Source organism: Azospirillum argentinense (genome assembly GCF_000632475.1).
GTDB lineage: Bacteria > Pseudomonadota > Alphaproteobacteria > Azospirillales > Azospirillaceae > Azospirillum > Azospirillum baldaniorum.
Genome location: NZ_CP007793.1, coordinates 231,233 through 252,044, shown reverse-complemented (window position 1 = coordinate 252,044; position 20,812 = coordinate 231,233). Strand labels below are relative to the sequence as shown.

The window sequence follows — 20,812 nt, the reverse complement described above, 5'->3', positions numbered from 1 at the left end:
AGGGTGAAGTTTGGCACCGGCCGACGGCCCTGCCACGTCGACGGCGACATTCAGCGAACTTTTTTTTGACAAGCGCCCGCTGGCGTGGCAAAGGGCGCGGCTTGCAATTCCCGAATTGGGCATTCCCTAGGAACGTGACGGAGGACGAGGCGTGGCCAAACCCGAATGGGGCGTCAAGCGCATCTGCCCGAGCTGTGGCGCGCGCTATTACGATCTGCGCAAGGACCCGCCGGTGTGCCCGAGCTGCGGAGCGCAGTTCGATCCCGAGGCGTTGCTGAAGTCCCGCAAGGCGCGCCCGGCGCCGGTTGACGATGTCAAGAAGGCCCCGGTGGTCTCCTCGGACGAGGACACCGAGACCGAGACCGAGGACGAAGAGTCGACGGAACTCGACGAGGTCGAGGACGATGTGACCGTCGACGACATCGAGGAAACCGACGAGACGCCCGAGGACGAGGACGATGTCCTGATCGAGGACACCTCGGAGCTGGGCGAGGACGACATGGACGAGGTCGTCGACGTCGAAGGCGAGGACGAGGAGGAGCGCTGATCGCGCTCCCCCTTGAAAGACGGGGGCGGGTGAGCGGAAAAAAGCTGGGCGGGGCTGAATTTTTCTCTTGCATCGGACCCCCGTCCTGACCAATATCCCGCTCCACCGAGGCAGGCCGCAAGGCTCGCCGCCCAGAGTTTCGGGGCCATAGCTCAGCTGGGAGAGCGCTACAATGGCATTGTAGAGGTCAGGAGTTCGATCCTCCTTGGCTCCACCAAACACCCGAAGGGCCTGCGCAACACCGCGCGGGCCCTTCGGCGTTTCAGCGTCTTTTTCTTCCCATTCCTTCCGCCACCACCGTCTTGACAGGCGTCAAGGAACGCTCTTTGGTCGGGCGGCACCGTCGGCTTCCGCCGATTCCCCTTTCCTCCCGCTTCGGACACGCCATGGCCGACATCCTGATCGCTAACACCTTGACGGGCGAGACCACCCTGGGCGCGCTGAACGCCGTCGATCCGGACGCCGTGGGCCGGCTGGCGCAGATCCACCCGGTCTTCAACCCCGGCGTCGGCGTGCCCGACAGCGCCAGCCTGAACGATCTCGCCAAGGCCACCGGCATCCCGCTGGACGTGCTGCTGGCCACGGCGCGCGGCGCCATCCATGTCACCGCCCCGGCCGGCGGCTGCGGCTGCGGAAGCGGCGGCTGCGGCACCCCCAAGCACTGAACGCTTTCCCCCTCCCATTCGCGGCGCCGGTCCCCACCTGTTGGTGGCACCCACCATTGGGAACAGGCTTCGGGAACGGGAGAACAAGCATGACGACGGCGCCAACATCGACCGAGTCTCCGGACGGCTGGCTGGAAACGGTGGTCGTCCCGCGCACCAGCGACATCGGCGGGTTCGAGGTGCGGCGCGCCCTGCCCTCCGTCCGCAAGCGGATGGTCGGGCCGTTCGTCTTCCTCGACCAGATGGGGCCAGCGATCCTCAAGGCCGGGGCGGGAATCGACGTGCGCCCCCACCCGCACATCGGGCTGGCCACCGTCACCTACCTGTTCGACGGCGAGATCCTGCACCGCGACAGCCTGGGCACCGTCCTGCCGATCCGTCCGGGGGCGGTGAACTGGATGACCGCCGGGCGCGGCATCGCCCATTCCGAACGCTCCGCCACCGACGAGCGCGGGCGCGACCGGCTGCTGTCGGGCATCCAGTCCTGGGTCGCGCTGCCCAAGACCCATGAGGAGACCGACCCCGCCTTCGTCCATCTCGGCGCCGACGAGTTGCCGGTAGTGGAGGGCGAGGGCAAGCGGCTGCGCGTCGTCGCGGGCGAGGCGTACGGTGTACGTTCGCCCATGAACACGCTGTGGGACACGCTGTACGTCGATGCGTCGCTGGACGCCGGCGCCCGCCTGCCCATCGACCGCGAGACGGAGGAGCGGGCGCTCTACATCGCCGACGGTACCGTGACGATCCACGGTGACCGCTTCGAGTCCGGGCGGCTGCTGGTGCTGCGTCCCGGCGACGCGGTGACGGTGGAGGCCGAAACCGCCGCCCGCCTGATCCTGCTAGGCGGCGCCGTGATGGACGGCCCGCGCCACATCTGGTGGAACTTCGTCTCCAGCCGCCAGGACCGCATCGAACAGGCCAAGGCCGAATGGAAGGCCGGCCGGTTCGACGCCGTTCCCGGCGAGACGGAGTTCATTCCGCTTCCGGAACGGTGAAGCCGAGCGCCGTCAGCTTCTCCCGCACCGCCGGATCGGCCAGCGCCGCCAGGAAGCGCTGGACCGCCGGCCGGTCCCGGCGGTCGTTGGGGATCACGAAGTCGTAATGCTCCGCCTGCAGAGGCAGGAAGCCCAGCCCGTAGAGGGTGGCGACGCTTTCGATGGCGACGCCCCAGTCGGCGCGGCCCTGGGCCACCGCCACCGCCACGGCGTTGTGCGACTTGGCCTGCGACCAATAGCCGGTGGGACGCGCCGCCCCGAGCAGCCGGTCGGTCAGGATGCGCGTGCCGCTGCCGGCGTTGCGGTTGACCAGGATGCAGTCGGGATCCTGCGCCGCCGCCAGACCGGCTTCCTCCGCCGTTTTGCCTTCGAAACGAACGTCGCCCTTGCGGAAGACGATGCCCTGAAGGCGGCGGTAACCGGTCACGAGGCCGAGCGCCGGGGTCAGGAAGGGGTGGTTGTACGCGCCGCTCTTCGGGTCCATCAGATGGATGGCCGCCACGTCGCACTCGCCGCGCCGGGCGGCGGCGAGGCCGCCCATGGAGCCGACGTTCAGCGCCTTGACCGTCAGCCCCTCCCCGACCAGCCGGCCGGTGATGGCGTCCAGCCCGACGCAATGGCTACCGATCACGATCAGGTCGGCGGGGCGGGTGTCGCGCCCGATGCGCTGGACCGACACCGGGGTGCCGGCCTCCACCGCCTCGGCCTGCGGGTCGATGGCGATGAAGCCGTCCGCCGCGCTGAAGGCGGTCACCGCGCCGGAGCCCTTGGACAGCGGATAGGCCGCCAGCCCCCCGTCCGCCCCGCGCACCAACGAGACCATCACATATTCGGTTCGGCCCCGTTCCGATCCCAGCCGCATCGGCACCGTCGCGTCCACGCTCTCCTTCGCTGCGGGCGGCAGACCAGCCAGCGCGCGCAGAACCGGGGCGACAAACTCGTGGAAGGTGAACATGGCGGAGGTCGGGAAGCCGGGCAGGACCACCACCGGCTTGCCCTTCGTTACGGCCAGGCACAGAGGCTTGCCGGGCTTCAGCGCGACGCCATGCGCAACGATCCCGGGGTCGCTCAGGCGGCTGATGATGCGGTGGGACAGGTCGCCCGCCCCCTTCGACGTGCCGCCCGACAGCAGCAGCGCGTCGCAGGCCAGACCCTGCTCGACCAGCGGCGCCAGCTCCGCCTCGTCGTCGCGGGCGATGCCCAGCCGGACCGGCTCCCCGCCCAGTTCCTCCACAGCGGCGGCGAGGACGGCGGCGTTCGAATCATAGACGGCGCCGGGCCGGATCGGTTCGCCCGGGGCGACGATCTCGTCGCCGGTGGACAGGATCGCCACGCGGGGGCGGCGGACCACCGACACCTCGCCCCGCCCGATGGCCGCCAGAACGCCGATCTCGCGCGAGGTCAGCACCTGCCCGCGGCGCATCACCGTCTCGCCGCGCCCGATGTCCGACCCGGCGGCGGCGACGAAGGCGCCGGGCACCACCGGCTTGCGGATCTCCACCAGAAGGGCGTCGCCCTCCTCATGCGACTCGGTGTGTTCGACCATCACCACGGCGTCGGCGCCGCGCGGCAGCATGCCGCCGGTGGCGAGCACCGTCGCCGTGCCGGGGGCGACGGTCAGCGCCGGGACGCGCCCGGCGGACAGCACCTCATCGTTCAGGCGCAGAACGACCGGCGTGTCCTCGCCCGCCCCCTGGGTGTCGGCGGCGCGCACCGCGAAGCCGTCCACCGAGGAACGGTCGAAGCCGGGGACATCGACCTCCGCCACCACATCGGCGGCCAGCACACGGCCCAGCGCGGCGCCCAGCGGCACCGTCTCCGCCCCCTTGGGCGTCAGGTCGAGATGGCGGCGGAACCGCGCCTCCGCCTCATCGCGGCTCACCACCTCGAGAAACTGCTCCTGCCGGGCCGCCTGGGCGACAAACCGCCGGATGTCCTGGTTGGACACGCCCTCCCCCCTCGCTTAATTCTGTTCAGAGACTTGTACCGTCAAAACAGCGCAGGGTCACGGTCGCCCCCGCCGGGACGCCCTCGCTGTCCGCGGGGATCAGCACGAAGCCGTCGGCCAGCACCGCCCCGGCCAGACCCGGCCGGTGCGGGGAGGCCACCGGCTCGACCAGCCCATCCGCCGTCCGACGCACGCGGTGCAGTTCGGTGCAGCCGATCTCCGACACCAGCTTGCGCACCGTCACGGCGGGGACCGCCGGATGCGGTAGCGCCGGGTCCCGCCCGGCCAGACGGCGCACCGCCCGCCCGGCCAGCAACTCGTAGGCCGTCAGGCAAGCCATCGGTTCGCCGGGCAGCAGCACGGCGGGCGCGCCGCCGGCCGTCCCCAGCGCCGCCGAATCGCCGGGGCGCAGAGCCACGCCGTGCAGGGCAAGCCCTCCCGCGTCGGCCAGTGCCAGGGGGGCCACGTCGTCGTCCCCCACCCCGGTGCGCCCGGCGGAGATCAGCAGGTCGGCGCCGGGGGCCGCGTAGGCGGCGGCCAGGACGGTGCGGTCCGCCGGCAGCGGCCCCACCAGTTCCACCACGCCGCCATCCCGCGCCACCAGCGCGGTCAGCATGGCGCCCAGCGTCTCGGGACCGGACCGCGGCCCTCCGGCCAGCACGACGCGCACCCACGGGCGGGCGCCGACGCGCACCGTGTCGATCCCCAGCGCGGCGAGCAGTCCGAGATCTTGCGGGCGCAGCCGGTGCCCGGCCACCCGCAGAACCGTCCCGCCGCGCAGGCCCTCCCCTTGCCGCTCTACGCCTTCGCCGGGGGCGGCGCTGCCCAGCGCCTCGACGAAGGGGCCGTCGGTCTGGATGCATTCGACGGGCAGGATCGCGTCGGCTCCCGGCGGCATCGGCTCGCCCGCCGCCACCGTCACGGCATCCGGCAGCGGAACCGGGTTGTAGGAGCCGGCGCCGAGCGTGTCGCTGGAGGCGACCGCCACACCGTCGCGGGCGGCCCGGTCGGCGGGCGGCCAGTCTCCCGGCGCGGTCAGCGGCGCGGCGAGAACCACGCCCTCCGCCAGGGTCGCGGCGAGGTCGGCGAGCGCCACGGCGCGCGGCGGCAGAGGAGTGACGGCGGCGTCGATCCAGCCTTCCATGACCGGCAGGGAGGCGCGGCTGGAGAATCCGCGCCCGCGCACGTCGGACGGAGTCGCTGCAAAAGGAAGCCGGCCTCCGGTCGCGCTGTCGTCTCCGGCTCTGGCCGCGGTCATGGCTGCACCCGTGATGCCTCAGGTCAGCCCCTTATACCGCAACCTCCACGCCGCCGCTGCACACACGGTTGCGGCCGGCGCGCTTGGCCTCGTAGAGCAGGCCGTCGGCAAGCTGGCTCAGCCGGTCCGGCGTGTCGTCCAGCGTCGGCCGGGCGGTGGCGACGCCCAGGCTGATGGTGATGTGGTCGGCGACGTGGGACACCGCGTGCGGCAGGCGCCGCTCGGCCACCGTCCGGCGCAGGCGTTCGGCCACCTGGACCGCCCCGTCCTCGTCGGTTTCGGGAAGCAGGCAGACGAACTCCTCGCCCCCGTAGCGGGCGGCCAGGTCGCCCGGCCTCATCATCTGCTCGGCCAGGAGCTGGGCCACGGCGCGCAGGCACTCGTCGCCCGCCTGATGGCCGTAATGATCGTTGTAGGGCTTGAACTGGTCGACATCGAGCATGATGAGCGACAGCGGAAGCTGCGCCCGCCCGCAGCGCCGCCATTCGCGCAGCATCACCTCGTCGAAGCGGCGGCGGTTGGCGATGCCGGTCAGGCCGTCGTTGAAGGACAGGGTGCGCAGCAGGTCGGTCTGCCGCTTCAGCAGCAGATGGTTGCGCACGCGGGCCTTGACGATGGGCGGGCTGATCGGCTTGGAGATGAAGTCGATGGCGCCGACCTCCAGCCCATAGGTCTCGTCCTCCACCTCGCTCTTGGCCGAGATGAAAATGACCGGGATGTCGCGGGTGACCGGCTCGGCCTTCAGCCGGGAGCAGACCTCGTAGCCGTCCATGCCCGGCATCATGATGTCCAGCAGAACGAGGTCGGGAAGCCGGGACTGCGCCAGCTCCAGCGCCTTCGCCCCGTCGGTGGCGAAGTAGATGTCGTGGTCGTCCTTCAGGATGCGGCTCAGCACATGCACATTCGACGGGATGTCGTCGACCACCAGGATCTTGGAGCGTGCATCGGTCATGATCGGTTCCTGGAGAACGGGTTCCCGGAAGGCGGTATGCGTGTGGTGCGAAGCGGGTCAGTCGGCCGGCAGGGACAGGCCGAGATCCAGCATGATCCTGCGCAAGATTCCTTGAGCTTTTGTAAAGTCGAGGCCATCGACCGCCGACGACAGCGCCTTCATCGACACCGGATCGATCCAGTCGGCCAGCGGCGGCGCAAGGACGGCGAACTCCTCCGCGGCGGCGAAGTTGCTGTCGCGCAGCAACCGGGCGAAACGGTCCAGCATGGGTTCCAGCGTCTGGATGTCCATCGCCGGTTCCCCACCGCCCCCGACACCACCGGAAGCACCGCCGGAACCGCCGCCAGGAGCGCTGCCGTGGGCGCGCCCCGGCGCAACGGTCAGCCGGGCGGCGGAATCCAGAACCGCTTCCAGCTCCGCGCGGAGAACCGGCAGCTGCGCCGCCGCCGCCGCCCCGTCCCCGCGGAAGGCGGCGATCTGCACGGCGTCCGCGGCGGCGGACAGCGTGCGGGCGCCGATGTTGCCCGCGAGACTCTTCAACTCGTGCCCCAGCGCCTTGGCCCGCGGCAGATCCCCGGAGGCCAGGGCGACGGCGATGCCATCGGCCACGCCGTCATAGGTCCGGGCGAAATCGGTGACGAACTTGCGGAACAGCCCGACATCGCCGTCGAGCCGATGCAGCGCGTCCTTCACGTCGATGCCCGGCAATTCGGAGGGAAGCGCCGCGCGGGCCGCGGACGGCATGGGCTTGGGCAGGATCGGCGCGCCCGCCCCCAAACCACCTACTCCCAAGCCACCGGCCCCCAGACCGCCCGCCGGCTGGCCGAGCCAGCGCGTCACCACGGAGAACAGCTGGTCCACGTCGATCGGCTTGGCGATGTGGTCGTCCATGCCGCCGTCCAGGCACCGCTGACGGTCGGACGGCAGGGCGCTGGCGGTCATGGCGATGATCGGCAACCCCTGCCCGGCGGGCCGGGCGCGCAGCCGGCGCGTCGCCTCGAATCCGTCCATCTCCGGCATCTGCACGTCCATCAGGACGAGGTCGAAGGGCGGATTAGCCTCCTCGACGCAGGCGATGGCCTCGTACCCGTTGCCGGCCAGGGTGACGCGGGCACCGGCGCGCTCCAGGATTTCGCGAGCCACCTCCTGGCTGATGCCGTTGTCCTCCACCAGCAGCAGGCGCTGCCCGAACAGGGGGCGCAGTTGCTGCGGCCGCAGGAGACCGGCGGAATGCGCCGCGCAGGCGTGCAGCGGCGTCGCCTCCGGCGCGTCGCCCCGGGTGCCGCACCCATAGGCGTCGATCACCGCGTCGAGCAGGGAGGAGGCGGTGACCGGCTTCACCAGCGCGCCGCCGAGTCCCAGCTCCTCCAGCCCCTCGTCCCCCGACCCGGCGCCCATCCGCTCGCGTCCGAAGGCGGAGACCACGATGATGACGGGCGCCTTTACCAGCCCGTCGTCGCGGATGCGGCGGGAAGTTTCCAGCCCGTCCATCCCGGGCATCTTCCAATCCATCAGCACGATGTCGTAGGGCTGCCCCGCGGCAGTCGCGCGCTCCAGCTCCACGATCGCTTCGGCCCCCGACGCGCAGAGCGAGGTCTTCCAGCCGAAGGACGTGACCAGCTCCCCCAGCACCTCGCGCGCGGTGAGGTTGTCGTCCACCACCAGCACGGACAGGCCGCGCGGCACCACACGGGAGCGCATCGGCCGCTCTCCCGCCCGCCCGGCGCCCATCCGCCCGGCCCCGGCCAGGCCGGCCAGCCCGAAGGCGGGATTCCCGAAGACGGCGGTGAAATGGAAATCGCTGCCCTGGCCCGGCTCGCTCGCCACATCCATCACGCCGCCCATCAGGGCGACCAGGCGCGTGCAGATGGCCAGCCCGAGGCCGGTGCCGCCGTAGCGCCGGGTGGTGGAGCTGTCGGCTTGGCTGAAGGCCTGGAACAGGCGCTCCTTCTGCTCGGCGTCGATGCCGATGCCGGTGTCGCGGATGGAAAAGGCCAGAACCGTCCGCTCCTCCGCCACCTCGACGGCGCGGACGGACACCACCACCTCCCCCGCCTCGGTGAACTTGATGGCGTTGCCGGCGAGGTTGATGAGCACCTGCTGCAGGCGCAGCGGGTCGCCGACGAGGTCGAGCGGAACCTCCGGCCCGACCGAGAACAGAACCTCGATGTCCTTGTCCTGCGCCGCCGCGCCGACGATCACCGCGAGGTTCTGCAGCAGGTCGTCGAGGCGGAACTCCACCCTCTCCAGCTCCAGCTTGCCGGCCTCGACCTTGGAGAAGTCCAGGATGTCGTTCAGGATGCCGAGCAGCGACTGCGCCGAGACGCGGATCTTCTGGGCATAGTCGCGCTGGCGCGACGACAGGTCAGTCTGCTGGATCAGATGGACCAGACCCAGGATGGCGTTCATCGGCGTGCGGATCTCGTGGCTCATGTTGGCCAGGAATTCGCTCTTGGCGCGGCTGGCCGCCTCGGCCACGGATTTGGCCTGGCGCAGCGCCTCCTCGGCCCGCTTGCGCTCGGCGATCTCGTGGAAGACGACGACGGCGCCCTCGACCCGCCCGTCCTCCAGCATGGGCGACGCCGCGAACTCCACCGGGAAGCTGGTGCCGTCCTTGCGCCAGTAGATGTCCTCCGAGCCGCCCCGCGCCTCGCCGGTGCGCAGCACCTCGAAGACCGGGCAGTCGATGGTCGGTGCCGGCGTGCCGTCGGCGCGGGTGTGATGCAGCAGCACATGCAGGCTGCGGCCCAGCATCTCCTCGTTGGTGTAGCCGGTCAGCGCGCAGGCGGCGGGGTTGGCGAAGGTGATCCGCTCGTCCCGGTCGACGCCGCAGATGCCCTCCGACGCGGATTGCAGGATCAGGTTCAGCCGGCGGTTGGCCCCCGCGAAGGCGCGATTGGCCTGTTCCAGGCTGCGGGCGGTGGCGTCCAGGTCGGCGTTCGTCTCGGCCAGCCGGCGGCGTCCCACCTCCTCGCGCGACAGGCTGCGCGCCGCCGCCGCCGCCGCCAGCGCGGCGCAGGCGGCCACCGCCAGCAGGACCAGCAGGCCGCCGTGAATCGTGCGCTCGCGCCAGGGTGTCAGCGCCTCCTCCTGCGACATGCCGACCTGAACGATCAGCGGCAGATCCTGGACCCGCAGGTTGGCGACGATCCGTTCCGACCCGTCCACCGGGGACCGGCTGAAGACCGTGCCGCCGGTGGACCGCGGCGCCTCGTCCATCGGGGGAGGCACCGGGGGCAGGTCCGGTGATGCCGCGGACGGCGGCGCGCCGCTGTCCTGGCCGGACAGGCTGAACAGCAGGGTTCCGTCCTCGCGGTACAGGGCGACGGCGCCCCCGCGGCCGATGTTCAACCCTTCGAAGAAAAAGCGGAAGTAGTCCAGATCCAGAGCGATGTGGGCAACGCCCTGGAAATTCTCCACCGTTCCGATGCGGCGGCTGATGGTGAAGGTCGGCCGGCCCGACATCCGGCCCCGGATCATCCCGCCGATGTGGAACGCCTCGCCGCTCCGGTGGGCCTGGAAGAAGGCGCGATCCGCGTTGTTCATCGGCGGCGTCGGGAACTGACGGGTGGTCAGCAGCCCGTTGCCGGCGGCATCGTGAATCAAGATGGCGCTGACCTCCGGCATGGCGTCGGCCATGGCGCGCAGTTCCTGCCACAGCGGCACGTCGCGCCCGACCACCTCCATATCCCGCACGCGCAGCCGGTCGTCCACGCGCTGCAGCACGAGATCGCTGGTGGCGACGGTGCGGCGCACATGCTCATGCAGCAGGCGGGCGGCGCTCAGCGTCCGGTCGCGGGCGTGGCTCACCGCCTCGTCGCGGTCGGCCCAGGTGGCCGCCCCCCAGAGGCCGACTCCGAACAGGGTGATCACCCCGACGATGGTCGTCAGCAAGGTCCGCAGCCGCGTGCGGGTGGCCGCGGCGGGCCCCTCCGCCGTCAGGAAAGCTTCGTCCATCACCGGTGTCCGCCCAGTCCGGCGCACGCCGGAGGAGAAAAAATTGCCGCACATGGCAATTATGGCGTCCGGACGATGTCCTTCGCAAGAGACTTGAAAAGGGCCTCCGCCCGGTCGCCGGGCAGGGCCTCGCGCAGGGCCCGCGCCCCCTCCTCCGCCGCATCCACAACGCTGCCGGCCAACCCGGCCGCCTCGTCCCGGCGCCCCGCACGGAGGGCGGCGCAAAGCGCGCGGCAGGCGGACGCCAGCCGGACCAGCCCCAGGCTGGCCGACGGCGCGATCAGCGCCTGCGCCTCCACCGCCATGCCACCCGCCAGGACGAAGGCCACGCCGCCCGCGCGCAGCCGGCTCATCCGCCGGGGGAGTTCGTCGAGGAAGGCGGCGGCCAGACGGGCGCAGGCGTCCTCCCCCAGGTCGTCCGACAGCTGGCGCAGCATCGCCAGATCGAGCGGCTGGCGGAGCGGAATCGGCTCCGCCACGGTATCCGGCAAAGCGCCCATTCCCATCGCGGCCACCGGGACCGCCGTGGCGGTACCATACTGTTGGACCTTGCCCACCGCGTGATCGATGGCGTCCAGCATGGCGGCACGGTCCACCGGCTTGGCGATGTGGCCGTTCATGCCGGCGTCGTGGCAGCGCTGGACCTCGTCGGGCAGGGCGCTGGCGCTCATCGCCAGGATCGGGATGCTTCCCACCGGCGACGGCAGGCCGCGAATTGCCCGCGTGGCGGCATGACCGTCCATCTCCGGCATGTGCACGTCCATCAGCACGAGATCGTAGACGCCGCGTTGCACCGCATCCACCGCCTGCCGCCCATCGGCGACGGCGTCCACGCGGTGGCCCGCCCCCAGCAGCATGGCGACGATCAGTTCCCGGTTCATCGCCAGATCCTCGGCCAGCAGGATGCGCACCAGACGGCGGCGGACCAGCAGTTCCGCCGCGCAGTTGGCGATCAGGTCGCGGATGGCGAAGGGGGTGTCCGTCAACACCAGCCGTCCCGCCTCGATCCGGGAAAAGTCCAGCACATCCTCGATCACCGTCAGCAGCGACCGCCCGGCGTCGCGCACCAGACGGGCGTGGTGGTTCTGGCGGGGTGTCAGGTCCTCGTCCAGAAGCAGGCGGGCAAAGCCCAGGATGCCGTTCAGCGGCGTGCGCATCTCGTGGCTCATGGTCGCCAGGAACTCGGCCTTGGCGCGGCTGGCCGCCTCGGCCTCCAGGCGGGCCTGGATCAGCGCCTGCTCGTTGCGCTTGGCCTCGGTGACGTCGGTGACGATGCCGTCCCACACGATGTCGCCGTTGTCGCGCCGGACGGCGCGGCTGGAAGCGCTGATCCAGCGGATCTCGCCGTCGGACCGGACGATCCGGTATTCGAGATTCCAGGGGTCCAGCGTCTCGGCGGAGGCGTGGATCGAGGCGTAGACGCGCGGGCGGTCTTCGGGATGGAGGATGCGGTTCAGCGCCTCCAGCGTCACCCGCTCCGTCGGCGGCAGGCCCATCACCTGGAAAAATCCGGGGCTGCAATAAGGAAAGCGCAGCCGGCCGGCCGCCCCGAGCACCCGCTGATACACGCCGCCCGGCAGGTTCGCCACCGTCGCGGCGAAGCGGCGCTGGCTTTCGGTGAGGGCGATCTGGAGATCGAGGCGCTCCTGCTCCTTACGCAGGAAGGTGCCCAGCGCCAGCGTTCCGAAGAAGTTGCCGAGACTCAGCGGCACCAGAGCGGTGTCCATCAGCCGGCGCGCCATGTCGGGCGGCAGCAGCAGGAAGCTGAAGGGCGCCATCACCGTCACCAGCAGGGCCAGCACGGCCAGATGCCGGTTGCCGAACCGCCCGCTCCGCCGCGCCGCCACGGCCACCAGAACACCGATCAGGCCCGCCCCGGTCAGAGAGGTGACTCCCGCCACCGCTCCCGGACCGCCCATCCAGACGCGGAAGGCGCCGGACACCGCCGCCGCCCCCACCCCGGCCAGAGGACCGCCGAACGGGCCGGCCAGACCGACAATGACGTTGCGCGCGTCGATGAACAGGCCCGGCGCCACCTGCACCGGATCGGCCATGCCCAGCACCGCCACCCCGCCGAACATCAGGCCCAGCAGGGCGTTGGCCAGCGGCGCCGGCCAGCCGGCGGCGCGGCTGCGGATCTGCAGGAAGACGACCGCCACGACCGCGAACAGTCCAATGTTCTGGGCCAGCCCGAGCAGCAGTTCGCTGGAAACCATGTTCATTGCAACCCCTTCGGCCATCGCAACCCTCTGGCGATGCCGTTTTGCATTTTGCTTGTGTGGCGCGACACGGATTCGCATCGTGCGATGCATTCCCGGCATACGGGCGGATGCCGCTCCGTTCCGGTCCGCCCGTTCGCCGTTTTCACGCAAGGGACGTGCCGCTCCGGAGGTGGTCGCCCGTCATAGGCAACCCGGTGGAGGCACCCCACCCGGCATCGCCGTCCGGGGTGGCGGAGCGGCGGTGCCCCGGCACGGGAAAGGCCCCGCGTTCCGCGCTGCATCACGCCCTTTGGGGCACCCCGTACGCACCGGCAATCGTCGCAAATGCCATAGGCCTGTGACGTTCCGGGGACTTTTGCCGGCCGGGCCGGCGTGGTGGGCGCATGACCGGATTAGTACCGAATTCCGGCGAGGCAAAATGGCCTGCGATCCCGTTGGCGAAACGGGATGCCGGCGGTACCGCGCCGGTGTCGCCCGAGGTCTGCGCGCTCGCCTGAAGGGGTCCTCCGTTGGGTTTCACGCCGTGAAAGCCGGCGGCGGGACAGCATCGGGCCGGGGGTGTGGACGGGAGGCGGTGACGGGAGAAGGTTCATGCAGCACGCCGTTGCCGGGGCCCCGCGGTTGTCCGTGGTGGTTCCCTGCTACAACGAGGCCGAGGGGATCGGCGAATTGCACCGCCGGGTGTCCGCGGCCTGCCGCGCCGAGGTCGGGGAGAGCTATGAGCTGATCCTGGTGGATGACGGGTCGCGGGACGGCACCTGGGGCCGCATCGCCACTCTGGTGCGAGACGATCCGGCGGTGACGGGGGTGCGGCTGTCGCGCAACCACGGCCACCAGCTCGCCCTGACCGCCGGTCTCCATGTCTGCCGGGGCGAGCGCATCCTGATCATCGACGCCGACCTGCAGGACCCGCCGGAGCTGCTGACGACCATGATGGCCCGCATGGACGCCGGGGCCGACGTGGTCTACGGCACCCGCATGGCCCGCGACGGCGAGACCTGGTTCAAGAAGGGCACGGCGGCGCTGTTCTACCGTCTGCTCGACCGGCTGGTCGACATCGATATCCCCAAGGACACCGGCGACTTCCGCCTGATGAGCCGCCGCGCCCTGGAGGTGCTGAACGCCATGCCGGAGCAGCACCGCTTCATCCGCGGCATGGTGAGCTGGATCGGGCTGAAGCAGGAGCCGCTGCCCTACGACCGGCAGGCCCGCGCCGTCGGCGAGACCAAGTACCCGCTGGGCAAGATGATCCGCTTCGCGGTGGACGCCATCACCAGCTTTTCCATCAAGCCGCTGCGCGCCGCCTCCTACGTCGGCTTCTTCTTCGCTCTGTGCGCGCTGCTGGCGCTGGGCTACGCGCTGGTGAGCTGGTCGCAGCACGCGACGGTTCCCGGCTGGACCAGCGTGATGGTCGTCTCGCTGGTGCTGGGCAGCACGCAGCTCCTGATTCTGGGCGTCCTGGGCGAGTATCTGGGACGGCTCTATATGGAGACCAAACAGCGGCCGCTGTTCGTGGTGGACCGCATCGCCCGCCATCCCGACGCCATGGCCGCCCAGATCGCCGCCCAAGCCGCCGCCGCCGAAGCCGGCGTGCAGGCCGTGCCCGACCCCGTCGTGGTGCATCTGGGAACCGGCATCGCCGCCGCCGCCGGAGCCTTCTCCCGCATCGAAGCCAAGAGCGGGGCCAACAGTTGAGCGGCACGGAAGGCCGGAGACGGGCCGTTCCCTGGACGGCCATCCGCTTCGCCCTGGTCGGCCTGCTGAACACCGGGGTGGATTTCGCGCTGTTCCTGGCCCTGGTGTCGCTGGCCGGCGCTCCCGTTCTGGCCGCCAACGCCGTGGGCTACGGCGCCGGCGTGCTGTGCAGCTTCCTGCTGAACCGCAGCTGGACCTTCCGGATGCGCCGGGAAGCCGCCCCGATGGCCCGCCGCCTGCCGCTGTTCCTGGCCTTCAACCTCGTCGGGCTGGGGCTGTCCACGCTGGTGGTCGGCCTGCTGGTCCCCGCCGTTCCGCCGCTGGTCGCCAAGATCGCGGCGACCGCCGTCACCTTCGCCTGGAACTACTGGTCCAGCCGGCGCTTCGTCTTCACCGCACCGGCCGCCAATCCCCTCGTCTGAGTCCGCGGCCCGAGCGACCCCGCCGGAGGGCGGGGTCGCTTTGCCGCAACGGCGAACCTTGACCGCCGGGCGGCCTACCCCAATCTATGACGGAGCGGCGCCGATCCTCCCCTTTCGGGCCGCCAGCCAGCCGGGCGCCGGAAACGGGCCCAATGTGCAACTCGCTCGCCTCTCGAGGAGGATGCGCCGTGACGACACGTCTTTCGCTCTTCAACAGTCCGCTGCTCCTGGGCTTCGACCAGTTCGAGCGCACGCTGGACCGCATCGCCAAGAATTCCGCGGAAGGCTATCCGCCCTACAACATCGAACAGATCGGGGACGAGGGCCTGCGCATCACGCTGGCCGTGGCCGGCTTCACCTCCGAGGACCTGTCGGTCCAGATCGAGGACAACCAGCTCGTCATCCGCGGCCGCCAGACCGACGACCGCTCGCGCATCTACCTGCACCGCGGCATCGCCGCCCGGCAGTTCCAGCGCAGCTTCGTGCTGGCGGAGGGGATCGAGGTGGTCGGCGCCTCGCTCGACAACGGCCTGCTCAACATCGACCTCAAGCGGCCCCTGCCGGAACCGAAGGTCCGCACCATCAAGATCGAGCAGCCCGCCCAGGCCGCCAGCGGCACCGCCGGACCGCAGACCATCGACGTCGCGCCCGACCGCGGCGACGCCTGACCGGTCTTCACGCTCAACCAGCGCGATTGCCCGCCGCTTACACCTCCTCGACCGTTTCGTCCAAAGGACTGCGTCATGAACAGCTTCGACACCGACAAGGCCGCGGCCTACCTGCGCCAACTGTCGCCCCAGGACTTCGCCACCTTCGGGCTGGACCATGTGGCCTATGTCCGGCCGGTGACCGTCGACGACGCCCCGGCCTTCTCCGTCCACGCCGCCGACGGCACGCCGCTGACGGTGCTGGCCGAGCGCGACGTCGCCTTCGCCACCGTCCGCCAGAACGACATGGAGCCGCTGAGCGTCCATTGACGCCCGGGACGTCCTGCCGATGACGCCCGGAGGTTTCGAAAGGGCCGGTCCACCGCGGACCGGCCCTTTTCGTTTCTGTACGTCCGGTGCTATGACATTGCTCCGGGACGCCCCCTTCAACCCTTGCCTGCCCCCCTCAACCCGCTATCCTTGTGGGGGACCTCGAAAGTGGACGAGCGGGCGGATGGGCGCCGGCTTGCGGGGAGATGGCATTGAGCGACGGGGCAGACACCAGCGAGGCTGTGGCCGAGGGTGCGGGGGACAAATCGGCACGTCCCCAGGGCGGAGGACGGCGCAGGCAGTGGGAGGACGAGGCCCGCGACGCGCTGCACATCATGCCGCTGTCGGCCATCCCGCTGGAAACGCCGGGTCTTCAGCACGCCCGGCTGATCAAGAACGTGCGGTTGCAGACCGTCGTCGAGATGTTCCACGACGTCCAGACCGGCAGCGGGCAGGTCTCGCCGCGCCACCTCACCGCCTATTTCGAATCCTACAAGGAGGAGGTGGAGCGCGACCTCGTCAAGATCGAGAAGATCGCCGCCGCCTCCAGCTTCGACGTCTACACCTCCCGCATCGAATTGCGCCGGATGAACATCGACGTCAACAGCGTCGAGTCGCTGACCCTGTCCGACCGCAAGAAGGAGGAGCTGACCAACTACATGCGCGTCTTCACGCGCCCGCTGGTCGAGTATGTCTACGGGTCCGAGGACATGCAGGTCCAGGACGTGAAGGACATCATCGGCATGTTCTCCAACCCCAACCGGGACGAGGCGCTGCGCAACCTGCGCATGATGGCCGACCGGCTGGACATCGAGCTGGGGGAGATCCCGCAGTTCCTTGAGGAATACGGCGACATCTTCCTGTCGCTGGCCTATTTCAAGAAATGCCTGGACGACATCGTCCCGGAGATCCAGCGCTTCCTGTCCTGGATGGCCGAGATCCGCAGCTCCACCGAGGTCAAGCGCGACGCCCGGCAGATGCGCATGCTCGACGAGATCAGCCGCGACCTGACCGACATCTCGACCTCGATCACCGGGCGCTTCGAGAGCTTCGACAACCGGTCCAAGGACTTCTGGCGCGACATCAACGCCGAGACCTTCCATTCCATCCGCGAGCTGATCGCCTCCCACCACGTCACCATCGGCGGGGTGCTGTGCGGTCTGGCGGTGAAGATGGACCTGTGGAAGGCCCGCTTCGCCCGCGGCGGCGGCGGCCCGAACCGGCGCATGGAGTTCGTGAAGTCGGAAATCCTGCCCGGCCTGTCCCACATCAAGTCGCTGGAACAGTCCGCCCGCTCCGCCAGCGCGTGAGGAGCCCTCCACGGCACGGCTCCGGTTGCCCGGAGCGGCGGCTCACTCGGTCAGCGGCACCCTGGTGGTCACCGTCCCCCCGTCCGGCACCTCCAGGGCGAAGGCGTCGAAGGCCGGCGGGCCGAAGGCGCTGCCCGTCGCCCCGCCGCTGAAGCCGTAGGGCTCACTTGGTATGCCCACCATGTTGGTGGTGAGCACCGAGTCGCCGTTCCGATCCTGGAACACCGCGATTCCATAATGCCCCGCCGGCAGACCGACGAAGACCGCCGTCACCTCCGTCCCCAACGCCTCCAGAATTTGCCCGGCGAAACGCCGCTCCGCTTTGTAGGCATCGGCGCCGTCATACAGCGCGACCCACAGCTTGCCCTGTTGGGGCTTGACGTTGCCGATGGTTGCGCGAAGCTCCGCCGAGTTGACCCCCGCCGCGGCAAGGGTCAGCGTCATCGCACCGACCAACCCCAATCCAATCCGACATGCGGTTCCCATTTCCTGTCCTTTTCCTTCGCCGTGGGCGAACCGTCGCCCTTCCGAACCGGTCCCTTCCATGCCTGACGGAGCGGGCGGCGGGCCACCGCCATTGCGGGAGCGGCGGGATGCGGCTTCGCGAAACGCGGGAACCGGCGTTTCACGATGCGTGAAGCGACGGTTCCCGCGGCCGGGCAGCCCCGCACGCCCTACCGCCGCCGGCTGCTGGGGCGGCGCCTGCCGGTGCTGCTGGCCGCCGCGCTGGTGCTGACCCTGCTGGGTCCGTTCGGCACCTTCGCGGATCTGACGCTGGCGCAGCGGCTGGCTTACTGGTGCGGGCTGATCGGACTGGGCGGTCTTGCCTTCGAGCTTCTGACCCTGGCCGCCGGCCATCGGCTGCGGGAGCGGGCGGGAGCGTGGCGCGCCATGCTTGCCGGGGTGGTCCTGGCGGTGGCGGCGCTGATGACGCTGACCGTGGCGCTGCTTGAACGGACATTGCGCGGGATGGATTTCCTGCGCCCGCTGGGGTTGGCGGAGCTGTTCGTCTACGTCGTCCTCGTCACCCTGCTGGTGTCCGCCATTCCGGTCTGGCTGGAGCTGCGCGACCGCGGGCTTCTTGCCGGCCCCACGACGCCGCCATCCCCGCCCGTCCCGGACAACGCACCGGCACCCCCGGCGGAGCGGCCGGAGCCCGCCTTCCTTGCCCGCCTGCCCGCGCGGCTCGGCCGGGACCTGCTGGCGCTGGAGATGGAGGACCATTACGTTCGCGCCCACACGGCGGAAGGCAGCGACCTGATCCTGATGCGGCTGCGCGACGCCATCGCGGAGCTGGCCGGACTTCAAGGGATGCAGGTCCACCGCTCCCACTGGGTCGCCGCCGCGGCCGTCGCCGGGGTGGAGCGCAAGCCGGACGGCAAGCTGGTGCTGGTCCTGCGCAACGGCCGTCGCGTGCCGGTCAGCCGCAGTTACGCAGCGGCGGTTCGCGAGGCGGGCTGGACGGAGAAGACGGGGCCGTAACCAGCGCCCCCTCAACACACACGAAGACACTGTGAAAACCCGAACAGACGCGGACACCCCACGCAATAACGGGTGCTTTCTCTATCCCCATCGGGCGGCCATTACCGTTGAATTCTTGTTAGGTCATTCAAAGTGCCGACACCCTAAGGCTTTCATTCAATAATTCACTTCAACCCGCCGCCACGATGCCATACCATCGAAATCACAGGGATTTTCCCATCAAGGGCATCGAAAACAATAAAGCAATCCAGGGGACAAAAGCGCCAACCTTACGCCTATACCGTGAAGTCTTTTCGGCATCATTGGACTGTCAGGAAGCAATCTTACCGCTTTCCCTCGCGTAGCCGGACACTCCCATACTCCCTCGTCGTTCGCCTCCCGCCGCAGAACCGGGTTCGGGACAGCCGACCCGCGTCTCCATTCCACCCAAACCTTGCGGGTCCCATGACGTACCGCCCCGACATCGACGGCCTTCGCGCGGTATCGATCCTTTCGGTTCTGCTGTTCCACGCGAAGTTTTCCCTGTTCAGCGGCGGATACATCGGCGTCGATGTGTTCTTCGTGATTTCCGGCTACCTCATCGGCTCGATCGTCCTGAACGACGCGCAGCGCGGCCGCTTTTCCCTCGCCGACTTCTATGTCCGCCGCATCCGTCGAATCCTTCCCGCCCTGTTCGCGGCGCTGGCGGTCACGACGGTGCTCGCCCTGTTCCTGCTGTCGCCCCAGGAGTTGAAGAGCTTTGCCCAGAACTTGGCGGCGACCACGCTGTTCTCGTCCAACATCGTCTATTATCTGAAGTCCGGTTACTTCGAAAACGCGGCGGAGATGAACCCGCTTCTCCACACTTGGTCGCTGGGGGTGGAGCAGCAATTCTACATCGTCTTTCCCCTCGCCGTGCTGGCCCTGATTCCGTACAGGCGTTCGGTGTGGGTTGCCGTTCTGCTGGCGGCGGCGGCGGCGTCCTTCGCCTTGGGCGTGTCGCTGGTCCGGGATCATCCGGTGGCGGCCTTCTACCTGCTGCCGCCCCGGCTGTGGGAACTGGTGCTGGGCGCCCTTCTGGCCTTCGGCGCCGTTCCGGACAGCCGCAGCCGCGCGGTGCGGGAACTGGCCTGCGCGGTCGGTGCCGCCCTGATCCTCGTCAGCGTGTTCGCCCTATCCGAGGCCACGGCCTTTCCGGGCTACGCCGCCCTGCTGCCCTGCCTGGGCGCGGCGCTGGTGATCCACGCGGGGCGGAGCGGTCCGACAGCGGTCGGGAGGGCGCTGACGCTGCGCCCCATGGTCTTCATCGGCCTGATCTCCTACTCCATGTACATCTGGCATTGGCCGCTGATGGTCTTCGCGCGCTTCTACAAGGGGCGGGACCTGTCCACCAAGGAGACGCTGATCCTTCTTGCGGCCATCGCCGCGGTGTCCGTGCTGTCCTGGCGGCTGATCGAGGTGCCCTTCCGCAAGCCCAGGGCAGCGTCGGGGGCACAGTCGGGGGTGGAGTCGGACCGCCAGCCGGCCAAGGTCTTCGCCCGGACCGGCTGGGCCATGGCCGGACTGGCGGGGGTCGGGCTGATCGGTCATCTGTCCAACGGGCTGCCGCAGCGCTTCGCCGACTACGCGCCGCAGGACATCTCAGGGCGGGAACTCTACAAGGAACACACCTGCTTTCTCGAAACCGACCAGCCGCCCGAGGCGTGGCCGGGCCTGGAGAATTGCCGGATCGGTTCGCCGAAGGCGGACGCGCCCACCGCCCTGCTCTGGGGGGATTCCTTCGCCGCCCACTATGTGCCGGGGCTTCAAGCCGTCGCCGACACCCTGCCCTTCAACATCGTCCAGTACACGGCATCCGGCTGTCCGCCCATCAAGGATCTGTCCGTCAACGCCCGCCCGAACTGCCAGGAGTTTAACCGCCGCGTCGAAGAACTCATCGACCGCAACGGCATCCGCATCGTCATCATGGCGGCGCGGTGGGAATGGTACATGGACACCAACGCCCTCGATCTCCGCCGCCTGCACGAGACCGTGGACGCGCTGCTGAACCGGGGCATCCGGATCGTCGTGCTCGGGCAGAGCCCGGTCTTCCGCTTCCGCAACCCCTACGACCACACCTATTTCATGAAGTCGGAGCGGGCCTACTCGATCACCGGCCAAGCCGCCGACCAGCCGGTCATCGCCGCGACGCAAGGCGCGCGGTTCATCGACACCTCCGACTATTTCTGCGATCCCGATCCCTGCAAGGCTCTTCCGCTCTGCCGGATCAGGGACGACCAGGGCTTCTACTTCCTGGACCAGGGCCATTTCTCGACCCACGGCAGTACCCTGATCGTCCAGAGCATCCAGGAAATACTGCGCGCTCCCGACCCGTCCTATGGAGAGTGAGGCCCGGCCGGGACGCCG

General features: G+C 69.7%; 16 protein-coding genes and 1 tRNA gene. 11 read left to right on the top strand and 6 right to left on the bottom strand.

Going from position 1 to position 20,812, the window contains the following annotated elements:
- The first annotated feature begins 151 nt into the window (after positions 1 to 151).
- The 4 genes from ABAZ39_RS01165 (at position 152) to ABAZ39_RS01150 (ending at position 2,204) form a co-directional block, all read left to right on the top strand.
- Positions 152 to 547 carry a TIGR02300 family protein gene (locus ABAZ39_RS01165; RefSeq protein WP_038525880.1) on the top strand — a complete coding sequence of 132 codons (396 nt, stop codon included), beginning with the start codon at positions 152 to 154 and terminating at the stop codon, positions 545 to 547.
- Positions 548 to 688: 141 nt separating this feature from the next.
- Positions 689 to 764 (top strand) — tRNA-Ala (locus ABAZ39_RS01160).
- A gap of 169 nt (positions 765 to 933) precedes the next feature.
- On the top strand, positions 934 to 1,212 hold the full coding sequence (locus ABAZ39_RS01155) for a hypothetical protein (RefSeq protein WP_035671069.1): 279 nt from the start codon (positions 934 to 936) through the stop codon (positions 1,210 to 1,212).
- 89 nt (positions 1,213 to 1,301) lie between these two features.
- Positions 1,302 to 2,204, top strand: coding sequence for a pirin family protein (locus tag ABAZ39_RS01150; RefSeq protein ID WP_014239231.1), 903 nt, complete (start codon positions 1,302 to 1,304; stop codon positions 2,202 to 2,204).
- On the opposite strand, the gene ABAZ39_RS01145 is transcribed toward ABAZ39_RS01150, so the two are convergent.
- The 5 genes from ABAZ39_RS01145 to ABAZ39_RS32770 are packed head-to-tail and all read right to left on the bottom strand — an operon-like array spanning position 2,182 to position 12,541.
- Positions 2,182 to 4,152 (bottom strand): molybdopterin biosynthesis protein, encoded by a 1,971-nt coding sequence (locus ABAZ39_RS01145; protein ID WP_038525878.1) that lies wholly within the window; start codon positions 4,150 to 4,152, stop codon positions 2,182 to 2,184. The genes ABAZ39_RS01150 and ABAZ39_RS01145 overlap by 23 nt on opposite strands.
- Before the next feature lie 25 nt (positions 4,153 to 4,177).
- Positions 4,178 to 5,410 (bottom strand): molybdopterin-binding protein, encoded by a 1,233-nt coding sequence (locus tag ABAZ39_RS01140; RefSeq protein WP_038525876.1) that lies wholly within the window; start codon positions 5,408 to 5,410, stop codon positions 4,178 to 4,180.
- Between the two features lie 31 nt (positions 5,411 to 5,441).
- A complete protein-coding gene (locus ABAZ39_RS01135; protein WP_038525874.1) occupies positions 5,442 to 6,362 on the bottom strand; it encodes a diguanylate cyclase in 921 nt (306 codons plus the stop codon).
- A 57-nt stretch (positions 6,363 to 6,419) separates the two neighbouring features.
- Positions 6,420 to 10,319 carry a response regulator gene (locus ABAZ39_RS01130; RefSeq protein ID WP_144243442.1) on the bottom strand — a complete coding sequence of 1,300 codons (3,900 nt, stop codon included), beginning with the start codon at positions 10,317 to 10,319 and terminating at the stop codon, positions 6,420 to 6,422.
- Positions 10,320 to 10,378: 59 nt separating this feature from the next.
- Positions 10,379 to 12,541, bottom strand: a complete 2,163-nt coding sequence (locus ABAZ39_RS32770) for a response regulator (RefSeq protein ID WP_051657733.1) — start codon at positions 12,539 to 12,541, stop codon at positions 10,379 to 10,381.
- Positions 12,542 to 13,132: 591 nt separating this feature from the next.
- Between ABAZ39_RS32770 and ABAZ39_RS01120 the strand changes: the two genes are divergently transcribed.
- The 5 genes from ABAZ39_RS01120 to ABAZ39_RS01100 all read left to right on the top strand — a co-directional run bounded on the left by ABAZ39_RS01120 (position 13,133) and on the right by ABAZ39_RS01100 (position 16,945).
- The gene (locus tag ABAZ39_RS01120) at positions 13,133 to 14,236 is read left to right on the top strand and encodes a glycosyltransferase family 2 protein (RefSeq protein ID WP_038525873.1); all 1,104 of its coding nucleotides are present in this window, start codon (positions 13,133 to 13,135) and stop codon (positions 14,234 to 14,236) included.
- Positions 14,233 to 14,658 (top strand): GtrA family protein, encoded by a 426-nt coding sequence (locus ABAZ39_RS01115; RefSeq protein ID WP_038525871.1) that lies wholly within the window; start codon positions 14,233 to 14,235, stop codon positions 14,656 to 14,658. The genes ABAZ39_RS01120 and ABAZ39_RS01115 overlap by 4 nt, the downstream gene beginning before the upstream one ends.
- 188 nt (positions 14,659 to 14,846) lie before the next feature.
- Positions 14,847 to 15,326 carry an Hsp20 family protein gene (locus tag ABAZ39_RS01110; protein ID WP_014239222.1) on the top strand — a complete coding sequence of 160 codons (480 nt, stop codon included), beginning with the start codon at positions 14,847 to 14,849 and terminating at the stop codon, positions 15,324 to 15,326.
- Positions 15,327 to 15,401: 75 nt separating this feature from the next.
- Complete coding sequence (locus ABAZ39_RS01105; protein ID WP_038525869.1) at positions 15,402 to 15,635, top strand: DUF1150 family protein; 234 nt, start codon at positions 15,402 to 15,404, stop codon at positions 15,633 to 15,635.
- 212 nt (positions 15,636 to 15,847) lie between these two features.
- The gene (locus tag ABAZ39_RS01100; RefSeq protein ID WP_035671054.1) at positions 15,848 to 16,945 is read left to right on the top strand and encodes a hypothetical protein; all 1,098 of its coding nucleotides are present in this window, start codon (positions 15,848 to 15,850) and stop codon (positions 16,943 to 16,945) included.
- A gap of 42 nt (positions 16,946 to 16,987) precedes the next feature.
- Here the strand turns inward: ABAZ39_RS01100 and ABAZ39_RS01095 are convergent, their stop codons facing one another.
- Positions 16,988 to 17,389: a DUF2141 domain-containing protein gene (locus ABAZ39_RS01095; protein ID WP_051657732.1), complete on the bottom strand. Its 402-nt coding sequence runs from the start codon at positions 17,387 to 17,389 to the stop codon at positions 16,988 to 16,990.
- Between the two features lie 186 nt (positions 17,390 to 17,575).
- Here ABAZ39_RS01095 and ABAZ39_RS01090 point away from each other — a divergent pair, with 186 nt between their 5' ends.
- On the top strand, positions 17,576 to 18,427 hold the full coding sequence (locus tag ABAZ39_RS01090) for a LytTR family DNA-binding domain-containing protein (RefSeq protein WP_038525866.1): 852 nt from the start codon (positions 17,576 to 17,578) through the stop codon (positions 18,425 to 18,427).
- A 444-nt stretch (positions 18,428 to 18,871) separates the two neighbouring features.
- Positions 18,872 to 20,794 (top strand): acyltransferase family protein, encoded by a 1,923-nt coding sequence (locus ABAZ39_RS01085; RefSeq protein ID WP_051657731.1) that lies wholly within the window; start codon positions 18,872 to 18,874, stop codon positions 20,792 to 20,794.
- The last annotated feature ends 18 nt before the right edge of the window (positions 20,795 to 20,812 follow it).